The organism is Brevibacillus sp. TJ4 (assembly GCF_044627595.2).
Taxonomy (GTDB): Bacteria; Bacillota; Bacilli; order Brevibacillales; family Brevibacillaceae; genus Brevibacillus.
This window is the reverse complement of record NZ_CP185865.1, coordinates 1,277,271-1,297,159: the sequence shown is the minus strand read 5'-3', so window position 1 is coordinate 1,297,159 and position 19,889 is coordinate 1,277,271. Positions and strand designations below refer to the sequence as shown.

The window sequence follows — 19,889 nt, the reverse complement described above, 5'->3', positions numbered from 1 at the left end:
TCTTTGTAACCTTGAAATCAAACATATATTCTTGTTATTCGTAGAAAGGATGGTTTGTATTGAAAGGACATTTCAGAAAACGTGGAAGTACCTGGTCATTCGCAGTATCCTTGGGGACTGATGAAACTGGTAAACGACGTCAAATAACCCGCTCTGGCTTTAAGACAAAAAAGAAGCGGAAATTGCATGTGCTGAGATGATTGCGCAGTATGAACGCGGCGAGTTGGTAATTTCTAAAAAACAAACTTTAGGCAGCTACTTAGAGTTTTGGCTGGAGAATTACGCCAATACGAGACTACGGCAATCCACATATACAAATCACGAGATTGCTGTAAGGAGTCGGATCAGTCCAGCGCTCGGCCATCACGAACTGGACAAGCTTACCCCGTTACATGTAACGAAATACCTAACTGATCTCCAAAAAGAGGGCCTTTCCGCGGATTACATTAAGTATCTACATGCTGTATTGAGCAAGGCGTTAAACCAGGCGGTAAAATGGCAGTTGATACCCAAAAACATCATGGATCACGTCGAACCACCACGCCTTACCCAGAAAGAAATTATCACCTGGACTGCTGAGCAAGCAAATGAGTTCCTATCATATGCCAAGGAGGATAAGTATTATATTGCATTCGTCCTGGCAATTTATACGGGTATGCGCCGTGGGGAAATTCTTGGACTACGTTGGAAGGACATCGACTTCGAGCAGGCCCGAATCAGCGTGCAACAAACTCTTTATCGTCCCGCGAATTCGGGGATTATCTTTCAAGAACCAAAGACGAAAAGTGCAAAGAGGCGTATTGCAATACCTCACTTCGTTGTCAAAGAGTTAAAATCTCACAGAGCAAAACAAAACGCTCTTCGGATTCAATACGGTACTGGATACCAAGATCACGATCTGGTGGTTTGCTATGATGACGGTAAGCCTCAAGATCCTCGTAACCTATTGCGCCACTATGAACGCATCATTAAAAGGAGCGGACTGCCATATATTCGCTTCCATGATCTACGCCATACCCATGCCACAATGTTGCTACAGCTAGGCGAACATCCTAAAGTTGTTTCAGAACGCCTTGGTCATAGTAGGGTAGGAATTACGATGGACGTATATAGCCACGTCATGCCAGATATGCAAAAAGATGCTGCTGACAACTTCGAGAAAATGATGAAACAAAAGCGCTCCAAATGACTTTAGTCGAATAAAGGTTGTCAAAATGTTGTCAAGCGACAACATGGAGGCACTATGTTGTCAGGGTGGGAAAAGATAAAATAAGAAAAAACCCTGATTTCTCAAGGGTTTCAGCATTCGTATTATGGTGATCCGGACTGGGTTCGAACCAGCGACCCCCACCCTGTCAAGATGGTGCTCTCCCAACTGAGCTACCGGATCATGTCATATGAAATCGTCACCACCAGCGCAGCGCTAAATGGTGGGCCCTGTAGGACTCGAACCTACGACCAATCGGTTATGAGCCGACCGCTCTGACCAACTGAGCTAAGGGCCCGAATCGTACCGGACGTCGATCACAAATAATACTATACATGATCGTTCAAATGATTTCAAGAGGAAACAACGATTTTTTGTAAATTTTTTCACCCACATAAAAAAGCCCCCCAAAAACAAGCAGCCTCAAGCCTTTACAGCGCTGTTCCATCCATCTCCCCTCTGCAAAAATCCGCTCGGAAAAGTGCTGTACCGCCGCATTCCGGTTTGCAAGCAGTACCGCACCATTCCAACTCACACAGACTCGTATGCAAAAAACTCTTCAAACGAACAGCCAGTCTCGCCCAAGCGGGCTACCAAACAGTCCAGATTGCTCCCTTACCCGCTTACCCGGCCTGTTCTTCCTCATCCTTTTTCACTTGCAGCTCATTGAGCGCTTCCAGGCGCGCAGCTTCGGCTTCCTGCTCATCCCGCAGACGGTGCGCCATGCGGCTGGATGCGTTGGCGGCCACGCTGGCTACGAGGTCATCCAAAAACGTGTGGACACGTCCCGACGCGAGCTTCGTGTCCAGTCGCTTGATTACGCCAATTTTATATTTGTCCAGATGCCCAAAGGTCGTCACGGCGATGCTTCCGTAGGCGAAGACGGACCCGATGGCCAAGGTTTCGTCACAGCCGAACAGCCCTTCGTCCTGGGCGATGAGTGTTTGCAGTGGCTCGGACAGCAAGCCTTTTTCCGCCAGCGTGTCCAATTCCACACCTACGAGGATGGCATGCTGCATTTCCCGTTTTTCCAGTACCGCCTTGACGCTTTCGATGCATGGCTCCAGGGTCAGGTTGGGATGGTACGGCGCCTGCATTTCGTAGACGATCTCAGCAATATCGTGTATGGTTACTCCGCGTTCTTCCAATCGTGCGAGGGCAGCATTTCGGACTTCAATGCTGTGTACTTGATTCTTCATGGATGTGACATCCCCTTCCACCATTCTTGTGAAGTGAATCTATTCCATAGTATCATACAGTAGTAATTTTGCGACAATTTTGCTGGGAATCTCGGCTGGAAAACTGCCTCAGGCAGGTATGTCCGGCAACAGACCGTGTCACCGACAACCGACACCGAGTATGATGTTCCCGCCTTTCCTGTATACTATTTGCAAAACAATGCCAAAAAGGAGGACTCGCGCTTGCCACTGAACGAAATCGCCTTGGACAGCCGCCACCTGGGGACGACAGAAAAGCTGATCGTGTACACGCCTGAGCAGTATTCACCGCTCTACTCCTACTCGGTTCTTTACGTGCAGGACGGGGAAGGATACCTGGCCATGTTTCGTCATGGAGCGTTGCTCGACGAGTTGATCCGGCAAAAGGAGGTACCCGAACTGCTCTGCGTCTTTTTGCCGATCGAGACGGAACGGCGCATGGCCCGCTACCACCCGGACGGAGCGGAGCATCTCGCCTACCGCCGCTTTCTCGCAGAAGAAGTCGTGCACTACATGGATGCCCATTATGCCACCCATCCTCTGGGCAGCGCCCGAACGCTTGTCGGTGCCTCTCTCGGTGCGGTCGTATCGCTGTTCACCGCGCTTGCCTATCCCCATACCTTTGGACAGGTGGCGAGCCAATCGATGGCGATGGACGCGGAGCTGAATCGGCGGGTATCCGATACCGACATCTCAGTACCGCTTTTCCTCTATATGGAGGTCGGTACAGAGGAGAGAGCCGTAGAGACGAAACGAGGCTTGCTCGATCTGTACAGCGCCAACGAAGCCCTGCGCGACATTTTGCAACAAAAAATGGTCACCCTGGTCTATGAGACCTTTGCGGGTGACCATGCGATGAGCCACTGGCAAGCCAATCTGCCCCGTATGCTGAAGGCAGTATACGGGTAAACTTACCGTGGCTGTTCCTCTTGCGAACCTTCTTCCTTGAGCGGAGTTACGAGCACGCCATCTTCAAACTCGCTTTTGCGGATGACGGTCAGGATGGTGAAGGTTAGCACGGACAATAAGAGCAGGACGAGAAAAATAAACGTGATTAACATGGCCGTATACAGACTGTATGCCACCTCCTTACATACAGTCTCTCCCGAGGTAACCATTCTATACGGAGCTGCGCACCAAAATTACACAAATGACCAATTTTCTGATAAAATACATGGTTGATAAGGCTTTCGAGAAGGAAAAGGAGGAGTGGTTTTCGATGTTGTACAGTATCGTAGTTTTTCCTTCCAGCAAGGTACAAGAAGTAGCGAATTCATATCGGAAACGGTATGATCCTGCGTATGCACTGATTCCGCCCTACATTCGGCTGAAAGAAGCATTCGAACTGGATGAGTCCAAGCTGCCCGCCCTCGTCGAGCACTTGGAACAGGTAGCCTCCTCCACCGAGAGTTTTACCGCCCAGTTTCACCGGGTTTCCTCTTTTCACCCGACCAACAACGTGATTTATTTGGCTGTGCAAAACAAGGAGCCGTTTACCGCGCTGCACCAGAAAATCGCCGAACGGTGTGTATCCGAAAAGGAAACGTACGCCTTCGTGCCTCACCTGACGATTGGCCGCGATCTGTCTGACGACGAGCTGCGTGACGTAACGAGCCAGTTGAGCATGGTGAAATTCGACCTGACTTCCGAAGTGGACCGCTTCCACCTCGTCTACCAGTTGGAAGACGGTATCTGGAGCGTCTACCAGACGTTTTTGCTATCCAAATAAACGCTTCCCCACCGACCGAAACCGGGAGACAGCGATACCAAAGGACGTGCCTCATTGATGAACAAACCGTACCACATCCACAAAGTGGCTTCTTCGCAACAGTTGGGGGACGCCATGAGCGTGCGCAAGACCGTTTTTATCGAGGAACAGGGCGTTCCTGCCGATCTGGAAATTGACGAGCACGATACACTGGACAGCGGGACGATTCACTTCGTCGCCTACCTGGGTGAGCAGCCGGTAGCGGCAAGCCGTCTGCGTCCGTATGCGCCAGGAGTCGGCAAATTGGAACGTGTCGCTGTCCTCGAAAGCGAGCGCGGCACAGGATTGGGCAAGCAAATCATGCTGGAGATGGAAAACGTCGCCCGTGAGGAAGGCTTTCAAAGCCTGAAGCTGAATGCCCAGACGCACGCCCAGCGCTTCTACGAAAAGCTCGGGTACGAACCGTACGGAGATCTGTTTGAAGACGCTGGCATTGAGCATATCGCCATGGTGAAAACGCTGGCGTGATCGACACACATCCGTTTTGACGCATACAAAAAGCTCTCCATTTCGCTTTGCATGCTCGCTAGGCGAAACGGGGAGCTTTTTCCTTTCCTGCGACGTCTTCAGCTTCTACGATTTCCGTTGCCGGGCAATCTCCTGCAATCTCGCTACGGCGTCCGCAGGTGCGACATGGCTTGCGAGCATCGCATGGAATGGCTCCTCGCCGCGCCAGCCGTGAAAGTCCGAGCCGCCTGTGACGACCAGGCCGTGCTGCTCTGCCCACATCTGGTAGTTCTTCCGCTGATCGGGGCTGTTGTCCGGGTGGTACACCTCGATTCCGTCCAGGCCGTAGGCGATCAGCTCCTGCACCAGCTCGTCATCGTCGTACAGCCCTGGATGAGCGAGTACAGCCACGCCTCCTGCCTCCTTGATCAGGCTGATTGCCTGCTGCGGTGTAATGCGCGGAGGGTTGACGTACGCAGCCCCTTCCTTCCCCAAATAGTTGGCAAATGCTTCCTCGATCGAGCTGACGACGCCCAGCTCGATCAGTTCTTCGGCGATATGCGGACGTCCGATGTTTTTGTCCGTGCCCTGCTTGCGGCAATAGACATTTTCCAGGCTGATGTCGATACCGAGCTCCTGCAGACGGGCGATCAGCAGCTTGTTTCGCTCATGCCGCGTCTCGCGCAGACCGACCAGCTTTTCCTGAAAGGCCGCATCCGCATACGGGACGAAGTAACCCAGGACGTGAATGTCCTGCCCGCGGGCGACCGAGCTCACCTCTATGCCGGGAATGACTTCGATCCCCAGCCTCGCAGCCGCTTCGATCGCCTCGGCAATGCCTGCTACCGTATCGTGGTCGGTGATTGCGATCGCATCCAGCCCCTGCTCTTTGGCCATACGCACATTTTCAGACGGTTCGCAGGTGCCGTCTGAAGCAGTCGTATGGGTGTGCAAATCGGCACGTATGCTCATGTTTTTGATCCTCCTGTACTTTTTGTTTTCTCATGTCTGAATTGATAAGGCCGCACATAGGATGATAGCAACCCCATTTTCCCAAAAGGTGGAAGCCAAGGAGGATGTCCATGCGGTTAAAAAACAAAACCCTGACCGGTCTTGTGCAGTCCCTCTCCTATGTCGACAAAATGTTGAGGCAACAGGGCTTTCAACGATCCGGGGGCGTCGGCATGCCCACATACGATGTCGTCATCTACGACTCGGCCAGCAGCAGCAGTTATTTTTTGCGCATTCCCACCAGCCTCTCCAACGAAAGCACAGGAAAAGGAGAGCTGACCGTGAAACTCGGGCATCCCTATCTGGAGGCAAAGTTTTGCCTCGGCACGCCGTCCGACGAGTTGTTTTTTATCCCCAAAGCTGTCCGTGAAGCTGCCGAGCACAAACTGGCAGAGGTGGCAGACTACCTTTCCTCATCCAGCGGCGGCGCGACCTGATCGCGGACGCTGGCATGCCACAGCCAGCGGTTTTGCGACAAACGGTAGCCGATGCGCCCTTCCCGATGCAGACCGATTAGATACCCCATGAACGCCGAGCGAAACAGCACGTAGCTGGACACGGTCTCCACCGCAATCCCGACGCGTTCGCAAAGCTGCGCCAGCGCTTCTTCGAGTGTATGCTCCACCTGCAAAATCTCCTCAATCGTATCATAGATCCGCAGATGCCATTCCTTGTTTTTCTCCAGCACATCATGGACGGCGGTGGCAAATACGCCATGTCCCGGCAGGTACCCGCTGTAGCTGCTCGCAAGCAGTCTATCCAGACTATCCAATGTTTTTCCGGCGTCGACGAGATACGGGAGCTTGTGCTTTGCCAGAAGTTCCTCTCCCAAATAACTGTCCGCGGCAAAACAGATGTCATCGCATACGATTCCCGCCTGCTGCCAGCTGTGCCCAGGCAGGGAGAGAATGGTCAGCGTGATCCCGTCGATTTCTACATCCCCTTCCAGCGGGAGGAGGTCGTCCACCCGGGAAGGCTGGGCCAGCAAAAATTTGTTGCGCAGATCGTCGAGCGGTTCTGCCCCCAGGTTCAGGTAGATCGGCTCCAGGATCGGATTGCGGATCACCGCTTCTTCCAAAGGAGGTGCGTATACCTTCGCCTCAGGCCAGCAGTCCAACAAGTAAGCATTGCCGCCAAAATGGTCGGCATGAGCATGTGTTTGCACAATTGCAGTCAGTGGCTGGGTGATCGCATCCAGCCCTTTTTTGATTTTCTTGGCGGTTTGCGTATCGAGTCCGGAGTCAATCAGGATCGCGCCGGTGTTGCCGACGACGAGGCCAATATTGACGTGACCGGGAAAATAGCCGACACGCTCCGTGACCATAACAGGGGTATGGGTAGACACATTGCAGCCCTCATTTCATCTATTTCCTACTACCTTTTCTCCATTTTTTCCCCGTTCCCTCCCTGCAAGCGCCTTGCCCAGCGGACCGATTACGCGATAAGGCGGACGCGGGCGGTTCAGTCCGCTGAACATGTGTGTCGTCGCAGCGACAGCGACGATCGTAAACAGCGAAAACACCGTCTGCTCCACGCCAATCGCCTGCAGCGACAGCCCGACAATCAGGCCGTCGATCGCCAAAATCAGCAAGGCGACGGGCACGGCAAAGCGGCGAGCGAGAAATTGCGCGAGCAGGTCCGTTCCCCCTGTATTGCTGTCATAGGCAAGCATCAGACCGATGCCGATGCCGATCAAAATTCCCCCTATCACCGCCGAATTGGGCAGGCTCCATACATTGTAGCTGCGCAAAAACGAGCATATATCGATAAAAAAAGAAGAAATCAACATTCCGTGAAAACTGTGGTAGAAAAGCGAGCGATCATAGAAAAAGACGAGCAGAAACACCGGGATGCTGACAGCGATCATCACCAGACCTGGCGGAAGCTGGACGTAGTACGCTGCCAACAGGCCGATCCCGATCATGCCCCCATCCATCAGCCGGTGCGGAACGAGAAACAGATTGACACCGACAGCGACCAGCAGACTCCCCGCCAGTACGGCAACCGTTTTGTGCAGCCAGTACATTCCGTCCCCCTCCCCCAGCAAACATATGCCCGTATATGTGTATGACAGCGAGGATACGGGTATGTCCAGGGAAGCGGCTGTCTGCGTTTTGACGGCTTCTTCAGGAAGTTGGTATACTAGCCTCTAGCAGGACATATGAATGTTTCGGCGCCCCTTCGCGTACATTGAAGTACATTTACGTGCAGGGAGGTGAGTTCTCCAATAGTCCCTATCATGGGTATTGGAGAGGTGCTTGGAGGAGAGTCCGAACGGGGAATTTGCCCTGAATCTGCTGCTGATTGCTTGTTTGATCGTGGGGAATGCTTTCTTCGTCGCAGCAGAATTCGCGCTGGTCAAGGTTCGCCAAACACGTCTCACTCAACTCGCCAATGAAGGAAATGCGGTCAGGGCCAGATATGCGCAAAACGTGACGCGCCAACTGGATCTCTGCCTGTCTGCTTGCCAACTCGGGATTACGGCGGCAACACTGGCCCTCGGCTGGATTGGCGGCCAGACAGTCGCCCGGTTTCTTCAGCCCTTGTTGGCCTATCTGCATCTTCCCGCCGATCTGAACGGACCGCTTTCGGTGGTCCTCGCCTTTGTAGCCATTGTGTGTGTACACGTCGTCTTTGCAGAATTGACGCCGAAGTCGGTTGCGATGCAAAAAGCAGAAGCGACATCGCTATGGGTAGCCGGTCCATTGCTGATCTTTACGAAATTCTTCCGTCCGCTTGTCTGGATGGTGCATCGCAGCAGTACGTTTGTGCTGCGTAAAATGGGCATCGATGCCGCCATGGAACCAACGCCGGCCCATACGGAAGAAGAATTGCGCCAGTTGGTCAGCCTAAGCCACCAGAGTGGCCACATTGACCAGACCGAGCTTGCTCTCGTCGACAAGATCTTTATGTTTTCCGAACGCCTTGCCCGGGAAATCATGATACCGCGCATCGACATGACATGCCTGTACGACGACTACAGCTTTGAAAAATGTCTGGAAGTGATTCGCGAATCCCGCCACTCCCGCTTTCCCGTCGCACAAGATGACAAGGACAATCTGATCGGCTTTGTCCACGCTTCCGATTTTTACCTGGCTGCCTTGACGAACGGCCAGGCCAATCTGAAAAATCTGCTGCGGCCGCTATTGACCGTACCGGAGACGATGGAGATCAGCCATGTCCTGCACCTGATGCAAAAGGAGCGCTGCCAGTTGGCAATCGTCATCGACGAGTACGGCGGGACTGCCGGTCTGCTGACGATGGAAGACATTTTGGAGGAAATCGTCGGCGACATCCAGGATGAATTCGACGTGGATGTGCGGCCAGAGATCGAGTGGACCTCCACCACCTCGCTTTCCGTCTCCGGCAAAACCTTGCTGTCCCAACTAAGCCGGTACATTGACATTGACGTTTCCTCCGCTGAAGTAGACACCGTTGCCGGATGGCTATACAATCAATTGAGCGGCGTTGTGGAAGAAAACAGCTCCGTGACCTATGAGGGCTACCGCTTTACGGTCAGCGAGTGGGAGCAGCATCGCATCACCCGCGTAACGATCAGTGTCGTCCGCCATGGCGAACAGCCTGCTGACGTCTCGTTGCCCGCTGTCACTGAGCAATCTCCGCTTCTTCCGGCACGTTCCTGATGCGACATCCATACGTCTGTCCCCTGCAGCCAGGGGGCTTTTCTTCTTGCATACTTCTTACATACATGGGAGGAGCGATTCCAACTGAAATGATGAAATACGCCTTATACGAGAATCAGCCCATCCTGTTGCAGCCCGATACATACCACCGCTTGCCTGCCTGGCGACTTGCCGCACTGCAAGGCAAAATCACCTGTCCGGCCTGTGCAGCACCGCTTCGCCTGATGGCAGGAGTCAGCTTTGAGCCGCATTTTCTCCATCCTGCAGACAGCATGTGCCCGGCGCCGACTGAGGAAATCCCGGCGGACGTACAGGCGGAAATCGCAGCCGCCACAGCCGTCTTGCCTGCCCCGGCTGCTGCAGGCGAGACAGACGATGATGGCGACAGCGGCGCAGCCAGTAGCATCGCGGAGGATAACGAGCCTGCCGATGTACAGAGCGGTTCCTTTCGCCTGCCCAAAAACAGAGCGATCGGTACAGGGACGGCAATTGCGCCCGCCGCCGTACCCAAGCCGCCTGTTTTTCGCAAACGGCTGACCCCTCGCAAACCGATTCAATCGGCTGAGCCAACCCGGCAGGACGAGCCTCTCCATCCGAATCAAAAAAAGGCCGTGCTGACGACAGACGGTCCGCTGCTGATTCTCGCTGGAGCCGGCAGCGGCAAGACCCGCGTGATGACGGCGCGAACCGTCCATCTCATCCGGCACGCCGGCGTACAGCCACGCCAGATCATGGTCGTCACCTTTACGACCAAGGCCGCCGAGGAAATGAAGCAGCGCATCGCCCGGGAACTTCCTCCCCGCCAGGCCGGAGAGCTGGTCGCCGGAACTTTTCACAGCATCTTTTTCCGCATGCTGTTGCACCATCAGCCGGAGCGCTGGGACCAGAACAGCCTGTTGAAAAAGGAATGGCAAAAATGGCGCTTGCTGCGCGAGACGGGCGTGCTGTCCGGACATGACGAGCTGCTCGGCAAAAAGGAGAGCGAAATCCTCGAAGCGCTGGCTATCGTCAGCCGCTGGAAAAACGAGTACATACTGCCTGGTGAAGCAGCGCGCATGCATCCGGCCAATGCGGCCGAGAAGCTCGCCCAGGAAATCTACCCGCTGTACGAGCAAGCCAAGCAAAAGCAAGGCTGCTTCGACTTTGACGACATGCTGATCGGCTGCTACGAAATGCTCCGCAACGATCCGCAACTGCTGCGCCGGTACCAGGAGCGGATCACGCACATTATGATCGACGAGTTTCAGGATATTAACCGCATCCAGTACGAGACAGTCAAACTGTTGGCCGCACCGCAGGACAACCTCTGTGTGATCGGCGACGACGACCAGTCCATCTACGGCTTCCGCGGCAGCAATCCGCATTTTATTCTCGGCTTTACCCGCGATTACCCCGAGGCCAAATCGATCACGCTGGAAGTGAATTACCGCTCCCACACCTCGATCATCGGACTCAGCTATTCACTGATCGGGAACAATCGCGCGCGCTGGGAAAAAGAGTGCCGCAGCTTCCACCACGAGGAAGGGGAAGCCTACCTGTTCGAGACAGACGACGAAGAAGAACAGGCTTCTCGCATCGCCGACGAGATTGTCTACCGCAAAAGCCAGGGTGTCGCTTACGGCAGCTGCGCCATTTTGTTTCGCACGAGCGAATCGGCCCGCCCGATTTTGGAGCGCTTGAGTGAGGCTGGCATCCCGTTTCACTACACACAGGAGGAGGACTCCTTTTACCAGCGGCAGACGGTGCGCTGGACACTCGCCTACCTGCGCCTCGCCATCAACCCGGACGATACCGATGCGCTGCGGGATGTATTGCCCACCTTGTACCTGTCGCAAGAGCTGTGGAACACGATCAGGAGCCAGGCGATTCTGGAGGATACGCCGATTTTGCACATCCTCCCGCGGCTGCCGCAGTTGAAGCCGTTTCAGCGCAAGCATCTGGAAAAGCTCGTCGAGATTCTGGCGGACGCAAAAGACGCCTCCCCCGCCCAGGCACTCGAACTGGTGTACGAGGACGGCAGGCTACGCGAGTACCTGAAAAAACGGGCAAAGGACCGGGAAAATGGCCGGGAACGCTGGAGCGACGAGCTGCAGCAAATCGTCAGCATGGCCAAACGACACGCTACGATTCCAGCCTTCCTGCGCTACGTCGAACAGATGAGCCAACAGGAAAAAGAGTGGCGCAGCAATCGTCCACTCCCTGATGAGGCAGTCCATGTTCTCAGTATTCACCGGGCAAAAGGGCTTGAGTACGACCACGTCTTTTTACCCGATCTGGTAGAGGGCGCTCTTCCTCACGAATACACCCTGGACGAGCTGCGCAAAGGGGACCACGCCGCTCTCGAGGAAGAACGCAGGCTGTTATACGTAGCCATTACCCGTGCCCGGCTCAGCGTGAGCATCGGCATCCCCCGCGAGCGCTTCGGGCGCAAGACCCGGGCTTCCCGCTTCATCAGCGAAATGGGGCGGTAAATATGGCAAGCCGTATCCCAGATACAGCATCATCTCTTCCATATTGGAAATAATCGGCAAACTCATAAAAAACTCCCTCCTTCACATGCTAGATAGTCCTAACATGCGCGGCGAGGGAGTTTTCTATTCACTCTCTATGCGATTTTCCTAGTACCCGCGAATGCTGTAGCCTGCATCCACGTGCAAAATTTCCCCGGTGATGCCGCGGGACAGGTGGCTGAACAGGAACAATGCAGTGTCGCCGACGTCTGATTGGTCGATCGTGCGGCGCAGCGGAGCCTTTTCTTCGATCTCCTTGAGCACTGCGTTGAAATTGCGGATACCCTTGGCAGCAAGCGTACGGATCGGACCTGCGGAAATCGCGTTAACGCGAATATTGTCCTTGCCCAGGTCGTTTGCCAGGTAGCGTACGGAAGCGTCCAGTGCGGCTTTGGCGACACCCATCACATTGTAGTTCTGGATCACGCGCTCTCCGCCCAGATACGTCATCGTCACGATGCTTCCGCCTTCTGTCATCAATGGACGAGCAGCACGCGAGACAGCTACCAGCGAGTAGGCGCTGATGTCTTGCGCCAGGGCATACCCTTCGCGCGACGTGTTCACGTATTCGCCATCCAGCTCCTCTGTCTTGGCGAAGGCGATGCAGTGCGCGATGCCGTGGATGACGCCGACTTTTTCCTTGATCGTGGCAAAAGCCGCTTCCACGTCCTCGTCCTTGGTCACATCGCAGTTGACCAAAAGCGACTCTCCGCCCAAAGTTTCGGTCAGCTTCTCCACGTTTTCACGCAGACGCTCCCCTTGATAGGTAAAAATCAGGTTGGCTCCCGCGCTGTGCAGCGACTGGGCGATTCCCCAGGCGATACTGCGGTGGTTTGCCACTCCCATGATTACGATATTTTTTCCTTGCAGCAATGCAGTCATCTATGTATCTGCTCCTTTCCAGCATTCTCCTGACATTATACCTGATCTTGTCCATCGATTCGATAGTCAATCAGAGAATCGGAAAAAAGCCTGTGTCTGCCTAATCCGCTTCCCGAAAGAGAGGGTCTTCCCCCGGAGAGAGCGGCAGCCACTCTCCATCCAATGGGTTTGCCGGTGTCCCCGATGCGGGAAATTCCGCCTGTATCTGCTTTGTTTCCTCGAGCGGACCGCTCGCTTCACGCTGTGTCATCGATTGCTTGTACTCCCTTCCCGCTGGTTTTCCTACCTTCTCCTAGACTGGCGGACAAACGGATGCTTTATGCATGATGTCCTCCGTGCAAGTAGACGAAAACAAGCAGGTAGGCGAGCATCGAGCCAAGCAAATAGTAGCCCAGTCGCGGATTTCGCTCCCGCAAAAGGTGGGGAATGAGGTGGCTCGCAGACAGGTAGAGAAAGATCCCTGTGGTGAGTGCGAGCAGCACGGGCGACCAATCCTTGGGAAAGACCGCCTCCATCGCTCCCATGCCTGCCCCTCCGGCCAGCGTGGCGATACCAAGCGCGGTCGCTGCCCAAAACGCGCGGAGTCGTGAGCCGGTAGCCGCCAACACCAGGGCTGCGGCGGTGACCCCGTCGGGAATTTTGTGCAAAAGCAGCGCGACCAATAGCGACATGCCGACATCTGCGTCTAGCTGGAAGCCGTTGATCAGGGAAGCGCCTTCGATAAAGGCGTGCAGCATAAAGCCTGCCATGATGCCGACGATGCCCGGCGAGCCGATCTGTCCCTTCGCACCGGAGACAGAAAACGAATCGACCACGAAAAACAGGGCAAAGCCAATCAGCACAAATGGCATCATCGGTTGCGCGCCAAGCGACATGACATGCGGCATCAGATCGAGAAAGGTAATCGCCAGAAGCAGGCCGGCTCCTGTCGCCAGCATGAACAGCAAAGCCTCTTTCGACCATGACCGCAAGCACAAGACGAGCCCGCCGACGCTGCTGGAAGCGGCGGCAGAAAGCAAAAGAATCCACATAACCGGTTGCATCGTCCACTCTATTCCTTCCCTGGTCCACGTCTTCCTTTCATCTCATCTTACGCGCCTGTCCCCGCTGATATGATTGGACGGCATCGTTTTCGCCGCGCTTGCGTCATTCTTCCCGCTCAAAGTGACAAAAAATGGCCCTCTTGTCCGAAACAGACGAATCGACACTAGTTTTTAGAACCTTTGTCGATTCCCCTTTTCCCGGAAAAAAATGGTGCTATAATGGCCTCACCGGGAAAAGAAGTGGGAAAAAGGAGTGATTCCAGATGGATGTACAAGTTTGGATGGCTTCAAAAGAAGTAGCTGATCGCCTTGACGTTCACGTACGCACCTTGCGCAACTGGCTCGAAATGTTTGTGCCGGCACAGGAACGCCAAAAAAATCCACAGGGTCACTATTTGATTAGCGAGAAAGGCTTTTCCTTGTTGAAAGAAGTGAAAGAACGAAAAGAAAGCGGCAGAGGTTCGCTGCGCGAGATCCAGCGCCAGCTATGCGAGGAAGGCTACCTGCCCGCAGACATGCTTGTTCCTGACGAGCTGTTGTTTGACGAAGTTGCCGTGACTGTCTCCAAGCCCGAGCAGGCGATCGCCGTGCAAAACGGCGTCTACGAGGTCGAGCAGTCCGTCCAGGAAGCTCTCGTTCAGTTCCAGCACCAACTGACGCAGCTTTCATCGCTCAACCAGACGCAGACGACGATTCTGCAAAAGATTACCGATATTGAAGAGCGGCAAGAAACCTTGCGCCTGGAATTGCGCAGGGTGACGTTTGAAATGGATTTGATGCAGCAGCGGCTGACCAAGCGCAAAGAGCGCTACGCCCGATACCAGTCCCGCTGGTCGCTCAATCCCTTCCGCTGGTTTACCCGCTCGGACCAGACAGTCGAGCAGTAGCGTCTGAATTGCCCCTGCGGGGTTGTTGGGATGGCTCGATTTCAGTATGATGATAACGAGGAGGGTTGTCGTAATGCCCAAACAATTCGTTATCGAAGCGATCATGCTGGCTATATATGGAGAGCTGATGGCCCCTTCCCAGCCGGTGGAATATTTGATACCCGTTACCACAATTTACGAGCTGGACGAGTTTCTCGCAAGCCCTGAACCGATCATGCCCCTGTCCAGCGATGAAAAGCACGTGCGCCAGATCATGCGGGAGATGAGCGATTTTTTTTCTGACCCATTCAACCGCAAGCGGATGGAAAAAGGCTTGATTGCTCCCTGGGCAAAAGTTCCCTTTGCCTTTCCCAACGGTGTGACGCTCACCATCGTAAACAGCGAGGACAACGCGATGTGGGGAGAACTGTTCGACCCGGTCGAAACCCAGCTTCTGCTCGCCGCCATGCGCTTCGAAGTTCCGCTGCTGACCGATCAGCCGGACTTTCAGGATCGCATTCTGGAGTACGTCGTGCCGATCCAGTTTTACGATGTGGAAGACTTCGAGTTTGCCATGGAAGAAGGCATCTCGATTCGCGAACTGCAGGAGCCGTAACAGCATAGACCTGCTTTTCCAGACAGCAGACTGGCCGACGCCGCCAGTCTGTTTTTACGTTTGTGGCTTTTTATCGCCAGGAAATTGGCTCTTTTTTTTCCTGCCATTTATCGGTATAGTAAAGCGAAAAACGAATCGGCTGCAAGGAGCATCATTATGGGTAGAAAGCCAATCTACACAAGCGTCTACAACCAAATGAAGTATAAAATTTTCAGCGGCGAGCTGCCAATTGGCTCCCCATTGCCGCCAGAAAGAAAACTCGCTGCCGAGTTGAACGTCAGCCGCAATACGATCGTCCGGGCATTGGGGGAACTGGAGGCAGAGGGGCTGATCACGGGGAAAATGGGCAGCGGCCGCTACGTCGAAGCGCTTCCTCCTGTTCCCGCGATCAGTCGTGTCGATTGGAATGACCGCCACGCCCACCGCTCGCTGGAGTCCTCTCCCTCGCACATGGCGGAGCTGTTGGCGATCGCTGACGACGATCCGCACATCATTAACTTCGCCCACGGAGACGGCGGGAAACGCACGCTCGCAACTTCTCGCCTGGGGGAATACGTAAAAGCGGCAGCAGAACGCGCGGAATCGTATTATTTCACTTCGGTGAAGGGGCTGCCGCAGCTTCGCGAGCAGCTCGTCGAATGGATGGGAATGGAGCAAATTTCCAGCCCGGAGCAGGTATGTGTCACGAGCGGTTCCCAGGAAGGCTTGTACATGCTGACGACACTGTTGGCCCGCCCTGGAGATGCCATCGTCACGGAAATGCCGACCTATTTTGGCTCGTTGCAATTGTTTACATCGCTGGGCATACGCATCATTCCCGTCCCCCTCGATGATGAAGGCATGCGGGTCGACGTGCTGGAGGGCATACTCGCCCGCACCCAACCGCGCTTTATCTACACCGTCCCGACTTTTCACAACCCGACCGGGCGAACGCTAAGCCTGTCCCGGCGCAGGAAGCTGCTGGCGCTGAGCGAACGATACGGCGTGCCGATCGTCGAGGATGACGCGTACCGGCATCTTCACCTGCACACTGAAGCACCTCCTCCCCTGAAACAATGGGACGCTTACGGCAATGTGATTTATTTGAATACGTTTTCCAAGCTGCTGTTTCCCGGCCTGCGCATCGGCTGGATCGCCGGCAGCAGGCAAATCATCGATCTGGTGAGCCGCCTGAAGGAACTGTCCATTTCCACCAATGCACTCGGACAAATCGCCCTCGCTGCGATGCTCGCAGACGGGGCTCTGCGCCCGCACCTCGCCAACGCGCGACAACACTACGTTTTGCAGGCGAAGCTGATGGAATCCCATCTCGATTCGCTGCGCCACCTGGGTATTCGCTACGAGATTCCTGCGGGCGGCTTCTACTTCTGGATCGCGCTGCCAGAAGGGATCGAGGCGCGCAAGCTGGCGCAACGGTGCCGTGCGGCTGGTGTCTCCTTTGCCAGCGGCGACATGTTTTTGCTGCGTGAGGTAGAGCAGCCATACATCCGCCTCTGCTACACCCATGAAGGCGAAGAGGCGATTCATGCCGGAATGTCAATCTTGTCAAAAACGCTACGTGAACTGATGGAGGAAACCCGATGAAAATCTCGTCACAAGCACTTGCATCCTTCAAAAACGGCCTGTGGGATGCGCTCCCGATGATGGCCAGCTACATCCTGTCCGGCACGATTTACGGAATGATGGCGTTGCAAGCCGGACTGACGAGCTGGGAAAGCATCGCCATGTCGCTGTTCGTCTACAGCGGTGCCGCGCAATTCAGCGCTGTCTCGATGATTGCCGAGCAAGCGAGCATGTGGGCGATCCTGATCACCACCTGCCTGTTGAACACGCGCCACCTGTTAATGGGCGTCTCGATCTCGCCTTACTACCAGCAGTTTTCCCGCAGACAGGTCAACGGGCTGGCCTTTTTCCTGACTGACGAACAATACGCGATCGCGTTGAACCGCTTTCGCCACGAACAAAGCAGCGCTCCCTACATCGTAGGGGTAGGCGTCTCGCTGTACGTCTGCTGGCTGGTCGGCACTTCGCTGGGAACCGTCGCCGGACAGTGGATACCCGACCCGGCCTCACTCGGCCTCGGATTCAGCTTTATCGCGATGTTTTTGGCCCTGGCCTACTACCAGCTATTCTCGGTCGCGCGAGTGGTCACCTTTTTGCTGTGCGGCGCAGCCGCTATCGTCTTTTCTATCCTGCTGCCCAACGGCCTGCACCTGCTCATTGCCGGCATTGTCGCCTTTTTGATCGGCTACATGCTGTCCGGGGAAGCCAAGCCGGACGACGCATCGCCCTCTCACCCGAAGGAGGAGTCAGCATGAACCTGTTTTGGACATATGTTTTGATGAGCATCGCCACGTACCTTTCCCGCCGCCTCTTCCTGCGGCTGCCTGACCATTTGCTCTCACCCCGGCTGAAAAACGGGCTGATGTTCATTCCTGTAGGCATTTTTGCCGGACTGATCTTTCCTTCCCTGTTCGTCCAAGGCGAGCACATCGTCTTCCAGCCGGTGCCGTTTGTGGCCAGCCTGGTCTGTCTCGCCGTCATGGCGCTCAGCAAAAATGTGTTTCTCAGCTTCGGGGTTAGCCTCGGACTGGTCGTTCTGGATTCGCTCGGTTTCCTTCCATGGCAGTAGACCGGCAAAAAGAAAGCTGCCCGAAGACGTTTGGTCCATGGTACAATGTGGGTAAAGAATGGATAGTCCTTTTCGGGGAGGTAATTTGTCATGGAAGTAACAAGTCAGAGGGATGGTTTGGACTGGGAGACGGAAGAATCCGTTCAGTCGATTCTGTTCCACATGGGGAATGAGTATTACGGGCTGTCCATTTCACTGGTGCGTGAAATTATCAAGCCATTGCCTATTACCCGGTTTCCAAAATCGCCAGAGTACGTAGAAGGCGTTATTGACCTGCGCGGGCGAATTTTGCCAATTGTCAACCTGCGCAAAATGTTCGGATTGAATTCCGTGGAGATCACCGAAGAGACGCGCTTTGTCGATTTGCAGTTGGACGGGCTCGAGCTGGGCATTATCGTGGATGCTGTCTCGGAAGTGGTACACATTCCCGCGAGCTTGATCGAACCCGCTCCTGCGATCGTCGCCGGCGTAGAAGGCAAGTACCTGCAAGGGATCGCCAGACTGAACGAAAAGCTGATCATGCTGCTTGACGTCGATCAGATTTTTGCCCAGTGGCTGAAAAAAGACGAGCAATAGCATTCTTCCACGACCACGAGGAAACAAGCAGACGGGCGAAGCAAATGCAGCCCGTCTCGCATTTTTTCCCTTACTCCCTGCCACCGCTGGCCAGATAGGCGTAGTTGACCCAGACCATTTCCTCGATGCCCAAAATTTCCTTGAACAAATCGACAGAATCGTAGAGGAGAGACGCTCCAGTCTCCTCGTCCACATCCGTCAACAGCCGCAGGTCAAACAGTGACCGAAGCTGCTGAACCTGCTTGGGCCCGACAATCCGGTTGAACGATTGCGGCTTGAGCCGATTGATTCCTTTCCCGACCTCGTGTCGGTATGCCTCAGAACGCACGACCCGCTCCAAAATTTCCTCGTACGCCAGGCGAATCTCCTCGCTCTCGATGACCCCTTCCTGCAAATCGATCTCCGGGTACAGCCGGCTGAATTCCGCTTCCGCCATTTCCACATCCAGCGAGTAGCTGATCGTTCCGGACGAGACTTCGTAGCCGCCATCGAAAAGCCGAAAGCCCCAGCCGTTGTCCTCCGCGTCGTGAAACCAGAGAAGCGGCACACACTGTTTCGACAGCCTCAGCAAAAAGCAAAGTGTCACAGGCGTCTCCAGCCACTCGTCCTGCAAGAAAAAAGCGTTCCATTCCTGGTTGACGTTCCGGTGAAAATGCGGCTGCTCCACCTTGGACAAGGCGAGCAACACTTTTGGTTCGTATTTGCGCGGATACAGAATGCCGGTTGTGAGTTCACCCATCCGTTTTCCACCGCCTTTGCATTGAAGGCTCTGCAAAAATCACTCCTTCATACTCTATTCAGGAATCGCTTGTTTTTTTCCGTGATCTTTGTCAAACGTACTGCTGTGCAAAATTGTATGTACCGCCCCTCGCGGCAACAGCTCCGACTGATACAGGTGCACCTGGCTGACCTGCCACTGCGGCGGCTGCAGCGCCAAAAACTGCTCGTTCCACTGCGTCAGGGGCAGACCCTGATCCGATGCCCGCAAGCCTCTGGCCAACGTGATATGCGGTTGGTACTTTCGCTTGTCGTACGAAAGCCCAGGCCGCAGCTCGAAGCGTTTGGCCAGCAGCAGGTGAAGCTGCTGCAGTACGCGGATTTGGCCGCCAAGCCCGATCCAGAGCACGCGCGGATGAAAGATCGTAGGGAATGCGCCGAACTCGTTCGTGCTCAGGCGAAACGGCTTGATAATCGCGCTGACGATGTCCATATCCTCGCAAATAGCCGGGATCAACGCTTCGTCCACCTCCCCGAGGAAGTGGAGTGTCAAATGCAGATTGTGAAGGGATTGCCACCTGTCCGCAGTCGTCTGGCGGCGAAGCTGCTCCTGGACATCGGCCAGGTACTGTACAGCGTGTTCTGGTATGTCCAATGCCACAAACAAGCGCATGGTATGGTTCCTCCTTCTCTTGCCTGGAAAAGATAAAAGCTCCCCGCGATGGAGAGCTGTCTCAATGTTGCCGCATACGG

General features: G+C 54.7%; 22 protein-coding genes, 2 tRNA genes and 1 pseudogene. 13 read left to right on the top strand and 12 right to left on the bottom strand.

All coding sequences use genetic code 11. The annotated features are described in order from the left end of the window. Positions 1–59 precede the first annotated feature (59 nt). Positions 60–1,189 (top strand): annotated as a pseudogene (locus tag ACAF76_RS06155) (tyrosine-type recombinase/integrase). A gap of 125 nt (positions 1,190–1,314) precedes the next feature. Here the strand turns inward: ACAF76_RS06155 and ACAF76_RS06150 are convergent. From ACAF76_RS06150 to ACAF76_RS06140, 3 genes are all read right to left on the bottom strand, one after another. After that, a tRNA-Val gene (locus tag ACAF76_RS06150) sits at positions 1,315–1,390 on the bottom strand. Positions 1,391–1,428: 38 nt separating this feature from the next. Further along, positions 1,429–1,505: transfer RNA gene (locus ACAF76_RS06145), tRNA-Ile, on the bottom strand. 325 nt (positions 1,506–1,830) lie between these two features. Continuing rightward, on the bottom strand, positions 1,831–2,406 hold the full coding sequence (locus ACAF76_RS06140; RefSeq protein ID WP_400164838.1) for a phosphatidylglycerophosphatase A: 576 nt from the start codon (positions 2,404–2,406) through the stop codon (positions 1,831–1,833). Positions 2,407–2,628: 222 nt separating this feature from the next. Between ACAF76_RS06140 and ACAF76_RS06135 the strand changes: the two genes are divergently transcribed. Then, on the top strand, positions 2,629–3,333 hold the full coding sequence (locus ACAF76_RS06135; protein WP_400164837.1) for an alpha/beta hydrolase: 705 nt from the start codon (positions 2,629–2,631) through the stop codon (positions 3,331–3,333). Positions 3,334–3,335: 2 nt separating this feature from the next. Here ACAF76_RS06135 and ACAF76_RS06130 read toward each other — a convergent pair whose 3' ends face one another. Then, a complete protein-coding gene (locus tag ACAF76_RS06130) occupies positions 3,336–3,509 on the bottom strand; it encodes a hypothetical protein (RefSeq protein WP_400164836.1) in 174 nt (57 codons plus the stop codon). Positions 3,510–3,643: 134 nt separating this feature from the next. Here ACAF76_RS06130 and ACAF76_RS06125 point away from each other — a divergent pair, with 134 nt between their 5' ends. After that, a complete protein-coding gene (locus ACAF76_RS06125; RefSeq protein WP_400164835.1) occupies positions 3,644–4,153 on the top strand; it encodes a YjcG family protein in 510 nt (169 codons plus the stop codon). A 57-nt stretch (positions 4,154–4,210) separates the two neighbouring features. Next, positions 4,211–4,660, top strand: coding sequence for a GNAT family N-acetyltransferase (locus ACAF76_RS06120; protein ID WP_400164834.1), 450 nt, complete (start codon positions 4,211–4,213; stop codon positions 4,658–4,660). Between the two features lie 105 nt (positions 4,661–4,765). Here the strand turns inward: ACAF76_RS06120 and ACAF76_RS06115 are convergent, their stop codons facing one another. Further along, positions 4,766–5,611 carry a PHP domain-containing protein gene (locus tag ACAF76_RS06115; protein ID WP_400164833.1) on the bottom strand — a complete coding sequence of 282 codons (846 nt, stop codon included), beginning with the start codon at positions 5,609–5,611 and terminating at the stop codon, positions 4,766–4,768. Positions 5,612–5,721: 110 nt separating this feature from the next. Here ACAF76_RS06115 and ACAF76_RS06110 point away from each other — a divergent pair, with 110 nt between their 5' ends. Then, on the top strand, positions 5,722–6,087 hold the full coding sequence (locus tag ACAF76_RS06110; protein WP_400164832.1) for a hypothetical protein: 366 nt from the start codon (positions 5,722–5,724) through the stop codon (positions 6,085–6,087). On the opposite strand, the gene ACAF76_RS06105 is transcribed toward ACAF76_RS06110, so the two are convergent. Together ACAF76_RS06105 and ACAF76_RS06100 are read right to left on the bottom strand one after the other, a co-directional pair. Then, positions 6,054–6,995: an MBL fold metallo-hydrolase gene (locus tag ACAF76_RS06105; protein ID WP_400164831.1), complete on the bottom strand. Its 942-nt coding sequence runs from the start codon at positions 6,993–6,995 to the stop codon at positions 6,054–6,056. The two genes, ACAF76_RS06110 and ACAF76_RS06105, sit on opposite strands and share 34 nt — an antisense overlap. 15 nt (positions 6,996–7,010) lie before the next feature. After that, a complete protein-coding gene (locus tag ACAF76_RS06100; RefSeq protein ID WP_400164830.1) occupies positions 7,011–7,676 on the bottom strand; it encodes a YitT family protein in 666 nt (221 codons plus the stop codon). A 232-nt stretch (positions 7,677–7,908) separates the two neighbouring features. Between ACAF76_RS06100 and ACAF76_RS06095 the strand changes: the two genes are divergently transcribed. Together ACAF76_RS06095 and ACAF76_RS06090 are read left to right on the top strand one after the other, a co-directional pair. Continuing rightward, on the top strand, positions 7,909–9,294 hold the full coding sequence (locus tag ACAF76_RS06095) for a hemolysin family protein (RefSeq protein WP_400164829.1): 1,386 nt from the start codon (positions 7,909–7,911) through the stop codon (positions 9,292–9,294). A 92-nt stretch (positions 9,295–9,386) separates the two neighbouring features. Further along, complete coding sequence (locus ACAF76_RS06090; protein WP_400164847.1) at positions 9,387–11,765, top strand: UvrD-helicase domain-containing protein; 2,379 nt, start codon at positions 9,387–9,389, stop codon at positions 11,763–11,765. A gap of 147 nt (positions 11,766–11,912) precedes the next feature. Here ACAF76_RS06090 and fabI read toward each other — a convergent pair whose 3' ends face one another. From fabI to ACAF76_RS06075, 3 genes are all read right to left on the bottom strand, one after another. After that, positions 11,913–12,686, bottom strand: a complete 774-nt coding sequence (fabI, locus tag ACAF76_RS06085) for an enoyl-ACP reductase FabI (protein WP_400164828.1) — start codon at positions 12,684–12,686, stop codon at positions 11,913–11,915. Positions 12,687–12,786: 100 nt separating this feature from the next. After that, entirely contained in the window at positions 12,787–12,936 is a 150-nt protein-coding gene (locus tag ACAF76_RS06080; protein ID WP_400164827.1) for a hypothetical protein, read from the bottom strand. Positions 12,937–13,003: 67 nt separating this feature from the next. Then, positions 13,004–13,729 (bottom strand): ZIP family metal transporter, encoded by a 726-nt coding sequence (locus tag ACAF76_RS06075; protein WP_400164826.1) that lies wholly within the window; start codon positions 13,727–13,729, stop codon positions 13,004–13,006. Between the two features lie 263 nt (positions 13,730–13,992). Between ACAF76_RS06075 and ACAF76_RS06070 the strand changes: the two genes are divergently transcribed. The 6 genes from ACAF76_RS06070 (at position 13,993) to ACAF76_RS06045 (ending at position 18,419) form a co-directional block, all read left to right on the top strand. Beyond that, entirely contained in the window at positions 13,993–14,616 is a 624-nt protein-coding gene (locus ACAF76_RS06070; RefSeq protein WP_400164825.1) for a MerR family transcriptional regulator, read from the top strand. A gap of 73 nt (positions 14,617–14,689) precedes the next feature. Further along, complete coding sequence (locus ACAF76_RS06065) at positions 14,690–15,211, top strand: ADP-heptose synthase (RefSeq protein ID WP_400164824.1); 522 nt, start codon at positions 14,690–14,692, stop codon at positions 15,209–15,211. A 156-nt stretch (positions 15,212–15,367) separates the two neighbouring features. After that, complete coding sequence (locus tag ACAF76_RS06060) at positions 15,368–16,795, top strand: PLP-dependent aminotransferase family protein (RefSeq protein WP_400164823.1); 1,428 nt, start codon at positions 15,368–15,370, stop codon at positions 16,793–16,795. After that, positions 16,792–17,529 (top strand): AzlC family ABC transporter permease, encoded by a 738-nt coding sequence (locus tag ACAF76_RS06055; RefSeq protein WP_400164822.1) that lies wholly within the window; start codon positions 16,792–16,794, stop codon positions 17,527–17,529. Before ACAF76_RS06060 ends, ACAF76_RS06055 begins: the two co-directional genes overlap by 4 nt. Next, positions 17,526–17,843 carry an AzlD domain-containing protein gene (locus ACAF76_RS06050; protein ID WP_400164821.1) on the top strand — a complete coding sequence of 106 codons (318 nt, stop codon included), beginning with the start codon at positions 17,526–17,528 and terminating at the stop codon, positions 17,841–17,843. Before ACAF76_RS06055 ends, ACAF76_RS06050 begins: the two co-directional genes overlap by 4 nt. Positions 17,844–17,933: 90 nt before the next feature. Continuing rightward, on the top strand, positions 17,934–18,419 hold the full coding sequence (locus ACAF76_RS06045) for a chemotaxis protein CheW (protein ID WP_400164820.1): 486 nt from the start codon (positions 17,934–17,936) through the stop codon (positions 18,417–18,419). A gap of 70 nt (positions 18,420–18,489) precedes the next feature. Here the strand turns inward: ACAF76_RS06045 and ACAF76_RS06040 are convergent, their stop codons facing one another. Together ACAF76_RS06040 and thpR are read right to left on the bottom strand one after the other, a co-directional pair. Continuing rightward, positions 18,490–19,158: a hypothetical protein gene (locus ACAF76_RS06040; protein ID WP_400164819.1), complete on the bottom strand. Its 669-nt coding sequence runs from the start codon at positions 19,156–19,158 to the stop codon at positions 18,490–18,492. A gap of 54 nt (positions 19,159–19,212) precedes the next feature. Next, positions 19,213–19,809 (bottom strand): RNA 2',3'-cyclic phosphodiesterase, encoded by a 597-nt coding sequence (thpR, locus tag ACAF76_RS06035; RefSeq protein WP_400164818.1) that lies wholly within the window; start codon positions 19,807–19,809, stop codon positions 19,213–19,215. Positions 19,810–19,889: the final 80 nt, after the last annotated feature.